Raw genomic sequence first — 6,870 nt, forward strand, 5'->3', positions numbered from 1 at the left:
GGCGAAGACCACATCTTCGAAAATGGTGGACCCTACATCGATCTCGATGCATGGGACAACATTGAGGAAGTCACCGTCGTATGCCGTGAACCGATGCTCTTCATCACCTTGGAGAACGAGATCGTCGGGCGGAGGTAGTCGTCGATCTGCTGTTCGGTGCCGTAAGCCGCGATCAGGTTGGCGTTGGCGATTGTCAGGAACGGGTATGCGGCGGTACCGGCATTGGCTGCCTGGAACCAGGCCATCGCCGCCCGTGCCACCGTGGTGGGTAGTTGCATGCCTCCGACGCTCTCGTCGAATTGCCCCGCGATCAGTCCCGACGTCGCGTAGGCGTCGAGGGCCGTTTTGACCTCGTCGATCATGTCGACGGTGCCGTCGGGGCGCATGGTCGGCTCCTGGGCGTCGGCCTTCTTGTTGTGTGTGGCGAAATGCTTGTGCGCGATGTCCGCGCTGAGGTCGAGCACCGCGTCGAAGGTGTCCTTCGAATGTTCGGCGAAGCGTGTGCGGGAGGTCAGCGAGGTGACGTCGAGCCATTCGTAGAGCAGGAAGTCGATGTCGCGCCGGGAGAGTACATCGGTCATGGGTTCATCCGTTCAGAAAATGGTGTCACATGGAGACACCGCCGTCGACCGGAAGGACGACGCCAGTGATGTAGCCGGCTTCCTCGGAAGCCAGGAAGCAGATGGCATCGGCCATCTCGGACGGGTCGGCGAACCGTGAGATTGGTCCGGTGAGTTCGGCGATCTTGTCCTCAGGAATCGAGGCGGTCATCCGCGTGGCTGCGTTCGGCGAGATGGCGTTGACGGTGACACCGAACGCGGCCAGTTCCTTCGCAGCGGTTCTGGTGAATCCGATGATCCCGGCTTTCGCGGTGGCATAGTTCGCCTGGCCCCGGTTGCCGTGCAGTCCGGTGTAGGAGGTGATGTTGACGACGCGCCCGAATTCCTGCTTCCGGAAGTGCGGTACACATGCCCTCGTGAAACGAAATGTCCCGCCGGCGTGGACATTCAGGACCTGATTCCAGTCGTCGTCGGTCAGCTTCCACAGCACCTTGTCGCGCAGGATGCCCGCGTTGTTGACGAGGATGTCGATCCGGCCGGTCTCGTCTATCACGGTGGAGACGACCCGTTCGACGTCGTCGGTGTTGCTGACGTCGGCGGGGATGCCGACGGCGCCGACGTCACGGGCGGCCTTGTCGAGTTCGATCTCGTCGAAGTCCACCATGAAGACGGCGGCTTTGGCTTCGACGAAGTGGCGTGCCAGTGCCTGACCGATGCCGCGGGCGGCACCGGTGACGATGACCGATTTGCCGGTGAAGTCATAAGTGATGTTGCCCATGGGTGTTTCCTTCGCTGTCAGTTGAGGCGTTCGAGGACCATTGCCATACCTTGTCCGCCTCCGACACACATGGTTTCGAGGCCGAACTGCTTGTCGTAGGTCTGCAAGTTGTTGAGCAATGTCGCGGTGATGCGGGCACCGGTCATACCGAAGGGGTGCCCCAGAGCGATGGCGCCACCGGAGACGTTGAGCTTGTCCTCGTCGATGTTCAGCTCTCGCGCCGACCCGATCACCTGCACGGCGAATGCCTCGTTGATCTCGACGAGGTCGATATCGGAGATACCCAGCCCCGCGATCGTGAGAGCCCGCTTGGACGCTTCGATCGGGCCCAGGCCCATGATCTCCGGCGACAGCCCGGAGACCCCGGTGGACACGATGCGGGCGAGTGGGGACAGTCCCAGCTCCTTGGCTTTGGTATCGGACATGATCACCAAGGCAGCGGCGCCGTCGTTGAGTGGACAGGCATTGCCGGCGGTGACGGTGCCGTCGGGTCGGAATACGGGCTTGAGTTGGCTGACGGCCTCGTAGGTGGTGCCGGCACGAGGACCGTCGTCTTCGCTGATGACTGTGCCGTCCGGGAGTGTGACCGGGGTGATCTCGCGTGCGAAGAAGCCGTTCTTGATCGCTTCCTCGGTGCGGTTCTGGGACCGTACCGCCCAGCGGTCCTGCTCTTCGCGGGTGATTCCGGTGACCTGGGCAACGTTCTCGGCGGTCTGCCCCATGGCGATGTAGGTATCGGGGAGCAAACCCGTCTGGCGGGGGTCGACCCACTGCTGACCGCCCTGGGCTAGCTTCTCGGTGCGAGCCTGTGCGTCGGCATACAGCGGGTTCTGCGTGTCGGGAAGTGAATCGGAGTTGCCTTTGGTGTATCGAGACACAGTCTCGACACCGGCGGAGATGAAGACGTCGCCCTCACCGGCTTTGATCGCATGCAGGGCCATCCTTGTGGTCTGCAGTGATGACGAACAGTACCGGGTGACCGTCGTACCGGGGATGAAGTCGTAGCCGAGTTGGATCGCGACGTTGCGGCCCATGTTCTGCCCCTGCTCTCCTCCCGGCAATCCGCAACCGAGCATGAGGTCGTCGATGTCGGAGGGACGCAGAGCCGGAATCTTTGCAAGAGCGGCCTGGACCATCTGCGCGGTCAGATCGTCCGGGCGCATACCCTTGAGCGATCCCTTCATGGCGCGGCCGATCGGCGAGCGTGCAACAGAAACAATGACAGCCTCGGGCATGAAGCCTCCTGAGTTGGGGCCGAGTGCGGACGCACTCGAGCGGGGGTGGGTTTCGCGCGGAGCACCGCGCGGCCATAAATATGCGAGCGCATAGTTTCTATGCGCTCGCATATACTGACTGCGCAGATGGATACCTGTCAACCTCAAACGATCGAGAGGCAACCGTGCGATGAGCACACCCGCGCAAGCTGTCGCATGTGAGGTAGGCACGTCAAAAGCCGCCGCCCGCATACGGACTGCGGCTATCGAAGTCTTCGCAGCCAAGGGATATGGGGCGAGCACCACTCGGGAAATCGCAGCCAGTCTGGACCTGAGTCCTGGAGCCGTATACCCCCACTACAAGACCAAAGAATCGCTACTGTTCGCCATCAGCTTGGAAGGCCATAACGCCGCACTCGCCACCGTCATGCACGCCGACCAGCCGATCGCGCCGCCCGCTCTGAGGCTGGCGGCCACCGTAACTGCGTACGTGAAGTGGCACGCCGACAACCACGCACTCGCGAGAGTCGTGCAACACGAACTACGTTCGCTCTCACACGAGCACTTCAACGCAATCGCAGACATCAGACGGACCACGTCACGGGTATTCACACGAATCATCGAAGCCGGCGATGCGTCAGGAGACTTCCAAACAATCGACGTCGAGGCCGCCACACTAGCCATCACGTCTCTCGGCGTCGACGTCAGCCGATGGTTCCCCTCGAATACGTACTCCGAGCCCGACATCATCGCAACACGCTACGTCGAACTGGCACTCCGAATGGTCGGTGCGAACGACTGACTCCCGGCCGCAGACGGCAGCGCCCGGCAGAAAGGTGCCGCGATCATCGAAGCACTCTTCTTCACGACAACAGACAATTACCTTGGGCCGTCGCCCATCCCGCTCGCATACCGGGTTTACGTCGACGAGTACGAGGGTGCTCGGTCAAGCCAAGTTTCGTCGGCGCTGCCACTGTGCATGCCGGCGCGTTAGGGACGCCAGGTATCGACTGCGAAAAGTGGGATGCGACGACAGCCAACCCTGTTTTTTGGCGTTCACCCTTTCTTTCGTGGGTAACTTCCTTTGGTGCACGCCCATCCGGGCGGAGCGAGATCACCGTCCTTCCCAGGCCACTGATACCGAGATCGCAGCGGGTCCTGACCAGCGGCGCCGGTCCGACTGTGACCTTGGCGCTGCTAATCAGGACCCGCGTGAACCAACATATGGTGAGTCGGCACGAAACGGATCTCGTTCGATTCAGGAAATGCCGTATGTCTTGATGTTGGCGAACTGGTCCATGCCGGATGCGCCCAACTCGCGGCCTACTCCGGAGCGCTTGGTTCCACCGAACGGGATCTCGGCAGGCGCGCCGAGGAAATTGTTGATTCCCACCATTCCGGTGTCGAGTTGCTGCGCCACATCGCGTGCAGCGTTGGAATCTCCGAACACCGTACCGCCTAATCCATATGCAGATTCGTTTGCGAGCTTGACCGCGGCAGCAGCATCGGCGACGCGGTAGATCATGCCGAGCGGACCGAATGCCTCTTCGGAAAAGATCCTCATATCGGGGGTGATGTCCGTGAGTACCGCCGGGGTGAAGAACGCGCCCGGCCCATCGACGCGCCCGCCAGGAACGAGGACGGTTGCACCCTTGTCGACTGCGTCACGATACTGCGCCTCGAGGGTGTCGGCCGCCACCGAACTCGACAGTGGTCCAACGGTTGTAGCGGGGTCGAATGGGTCACCGAGTGTATTGGCGGCGAAGGTGGCAACATAGCGAGCGATGAAGTCGTCTGCGACGGCATCGGTCACGATCACCCGCTTCGGGGCATTGCAGAACTGACCGCCGAGGAACAACCGCAGTCCCGCCGCCGTGTCCGCAGCGGCCTCGACATCGGCGGACTCGAGCACGATGAACGCATCGGATCCGCCGAGTTCGAGTACAACCGGTTTGATGTGACGTGAAGCCTGCTCTCCGACAGCGGATCCGGCGCGATCAGATCCTGTCAAGGTGACTGCGCGAACGCGGTCGTCGGCGATGTACGCGGAAACCTGGGTGGTCGACACAAGTGCGGTCTGGTACACATTGGCCGGAAAGCCCGCTTCTGCGAAGAGGTGATCGAAGAACAGCGTCGAACCAGCACAGATTTCGGATGGTTTGAGCAGAACCGTGTTGCCCAACATCAGGTTCGGCGCTGTTGCGCGCATTGCCTGATACATCGGAACATTCCATGGTTCGATGCCGAGAACCACCCCGACTGGTTCCCGGCGTGTAATCGCCCGAGTGAAACCGGCGATCTCGGTCTCGACGTCGGCGAGCAATTTCTCACCGTTGTCTGCGTAGTACCGAAAAGTCGACGTGACCATGTCCATCTCCGCCACCGACTGAGCCAACGGCTTGCCCATCTCCGTCGTCACGAGCGCGGCCAGTTCGTCCACGTTCGCTTCCAGCAGTTCGATGAATTTCCGAAACAGACGCACTCGCTCGGCAATCGGAGTCCGACGCCACGTCTGGTACGCCGCATGCGCGCGAATCAATAGGGCATCGGCGTCGGCGTCGGTCAGTGGCGGGTACTCCCGAACCACTTCGCCGGTCGCCGGATTAGTTGTTCGGTATGTACGCGTCGATGGATCTGTGGCTGTCGGTACGGACATGATTGAGCTCCTCGATCTCGAGTGTTCGAAGGTGTGCGTCGGGTGCACGGATGTACTGGTGGGCGCTACTTGCTACCGAATTCGATGATCCCGCGAATATTGCGTCCGTCGTGCATGTCGGCGTACGCCTGATTGATCTGGTCGAGGGTATAGCGGCGGGTGATCAGTTCGTCGAGCTTGAGCTTGCCCGACTGGTACAAGCGCAGCAGCATCGGCATCGCCTCGCGCGGGGATGCCATGCCGTACAGCGCACCTTGAATACGCTTCTGGAACATGGCGAGCGTGAAAGCGTTGACGCCGGGGAGTCCGTCCTCGTCAACTGGACTCAGACCGGTGATCACGAGAGTACCGGCCTTACGAATTGCGCTGTACGCCCTACCGATATCTTCTCCGTGCACAACACCCATCGTGACGATGGCGGAGTCTGCTCCCTGTCCATTAGTGATCGATTTGACGAACTCGTCGGCCTCGGCGAAGTCGGCGAACGTCTCGGTGGCGCCAAACAAGGGGGCTTGCTCCCGCTTGAACGGTGCGGGATCCACCACGACGACGTGACTCGCACCAGACGTTGCGGCGCCCTGCACTGCATTCATCCCGACTCCACCCGCACCGATCACCAAGACGACATCGCCGGCCTTCACCTCCGCCGCCGTGGTTGCCGAGCCGAAACCGGTCTGGACGCCACAAGCCACGAGACAGGCGACATCGAGTGGGATGTCCTTATCGATACGGACAACCGACATCTGGTCGTAAACTTGCCATTCGGCGAAAGTTCCGAGCGTGCTCAGTGTCCCGATATCCGTTCCGTCGATGTGCATCCGGTATCCGCCACTCGGCTGAGTGCCTTCGAGAATGATGGCCCCGTTGTCGCACAGGTTCTGCATTCCCATTGCGCACCAGCGACACTTCCCGCAGGCCGGGATGAATGAGGTGATGACATGGTCGCCGACAGCGAGGCCGTGGACTTCTGCTCCTACCTTGCGAACGATCCCGGCGCCTTCGTGCCCACCGACGATCGGGCGTGGGGTCGGCATGTCGCCGGTCACCGAATGATCGTCCGAATGGCACAGTCCTGTCGCCTTCATCTCGACAAGTACCTCGGTAGGGCCCGGATCATCGAGTTCTACTGTCTGAACCTTCCAATCTGCGTTCAGTTCCCATAGAACAGCAGCCTGAGTCTTCATGATGTGGTCCTCCAAGGGGTGAGCGAATGCAGTGTGAATCGAGCGGATGCGTCGGTGACGGCATGCGAGAGCATCTGAACCTGGTGGTGATGCAAGTCATAAATCTATGGTTCGTTTGATTCTCTGTCAAGAGCCTGCCGACTCGTTGGAAGAATACGAATTCGCCTGCACACGTGGGCGCGTCGACCGCGACGAATCTGTTGTCCGCTTCCCGATTCGACTAACGTGTGAGCTGTACGGAACGGCCGATCTGTCGATCTGGCGGGCATCAATCCGTCGTTACGACGCTCAGGGGGGTGTCCCTATTGTTTTCGTCAAGCGGCGGTCGCGGCGTTTGATCGGTAGGGTTCGTGGTTCTTGAGCATGGCGTAGAGAACATCGCAGCGGCGTCTGGCTAGGCAGATGAGGGCGGCGTTGTGCTTCTTTCCTTCGGCTCGTTTTCGGTCGTAGTAGGTGCGGCTGGCGGTGTCGTGCAGCG

General features: G+C 61.0%; 5 protein-coding genes and 2 pseudogenes. 1 reads left to right on the forward strand and 6 read right to left on the reverse strand.

Going from position 1 to position 6,870, the window contains the following annotated elements; genetic code table 11:
* Positions 1-125: 125 nt before the first annotated feature.
* From G9U53_RS33025 to G9U53_RS33035, 3 genes and pseudogenes are all read right to left on the reverse strand, one after another.
* Positions 126-581, reverse strand: a pseudogene (locus G9U53_RS33025) (acyl-CoA dehydrogenase family protein); the annotation flags it as partial.
* Positions 582-606: 25 nt separating this feature from the next.
* Positions 607-1,338 carry an SDR family NAD(P)-dependent oxidoreductase gene (locus G9U53_RS33030; protein WP_165639967.1) on the reverse strand — a complete coding sequence of 244 codons (732 nt, stop codon included), beginning with the start codon at positions 1,336-1,338 and terminating at the stop codon, positions 607-609.
* A 17-nt stretch (positions 1,339-1,355) separates the two neighbouring features.
* Positions 1,356-2,573: an acetyl-CoA C-acetyltransferase gene (locus tag G9U53_RS33035; protein WP_165639968.1), complete on the reverse strand. Its 1,218-nt coding sequence runs from the start codon at positions 2,571-2,573 to the stop codon at positions 1,356-1,358.
* 169 nt (positions 2,574-2,742) lie between these two features.
* On the opposite strand from G9U53_RS33035, the gene G9U53_RS33040 reads away from it, so the two are divergent.
* Positions 2,743-3,354 carry a TetR/AcrR family transcriptional regulator gene (locus G9U53_RS33040; protein WP_016895511.1) on the forward strand — a complete coding sequence of 204 codons (612 nt, stop codon included), beginning with the start codon at positions 2,743-2,745 and terminating at the stop codon, positions 3,352-3,354.
* Positions 3,355-3,810: 456 nt separating this feature from the next.
* Here the strand turns inward: G9U53_RS33040 and G9U53_RS33045 are convergent, their stop codons facing one another.
* The 3 genes and pseudogenes from G9U53_RS33045 to G9U53_RS33055 form a co-directional block, all read right to left on the reverse strand.
* Positions 3,811-5,208, reverse strand: a complete 1,398-nt coding sequence (locus tag G9U53_RS33045) for an aldehyde dehydrogenase family protein (protein WP_016895512.1) — start codon at positions 5,206-5,208, stop codon at positions 3,811-3,813.
* 65 nt (positions 5,209-5,273) lie between these two features.
* Positions 5,274-6,392 (reverse strand): NDMA-dependent alcohol dehydrogenase, encoded by a 1,119-nt coding sequence (locus G9U53_RS33050; RefSeq protein ID WP_165639969.1) that lies wholly within the window; start codon positions 6,390-6,392, stop codon positions 5,274-5,276.
* 314 nt (positions 6,393-6,706) lie between these two features.
* A pseudogene (locus G9U53_RS33055) lies at positions 6,707-6,870 on the reverse strand (IS110 family transposase); the annotation flags it as partial.

Source organism: Rhodococcus sp. D-46 (assembly GCF_011290655.1).
GTDB classification, from domain to species: domain Bacteria; phylum Actinomycetota; class Actinomycetes; order Mycobacteriales; family Mycobacteriaceae; genus Rhodococcus_F; species Rhodococcus_F qingshengii.

Excerpts from the sequence above, each read along its gene's own strand:
- G9U53_RS33030 (WP_165639967.1), bottom strand. The coding sequence starts at position 1,338 with ATGGGCAACATCACTTATGACTTCACCGGCAAATCGGTCATCGTCACC.
- G9U53_RS33035 (WP_165639968.1), bottom strand. The coding sequence starts at position 2,573 with ATGCCCGAGGCTGTCATTGTTTCTGTTGCACGCTCGCCGATCGGCCGC.
- G9U53_RS33040 (WP_016895511.1), top strand. The coding sequence starts at position 2,743 with ATGAGCACACCCGCGCAAGCTGTCGCATGTGAGGTAGGCACGTCAAAA.
- G9U53_RS33045 (WP_016895512.1), bottom strand. The coding sequence starts at position 5,208 with ATGTCCGTACCGACAGCCACAGATCCATCGACGCGTACATACCGAACA.
- G9U53_RS33050 (WP_165639969.1), bottom strand. The coding sequence starts at position 6,392 with ATGAAGACTCAGGCTGCTGTTCTATGGGAACTGAACGCAGATTGGAAG.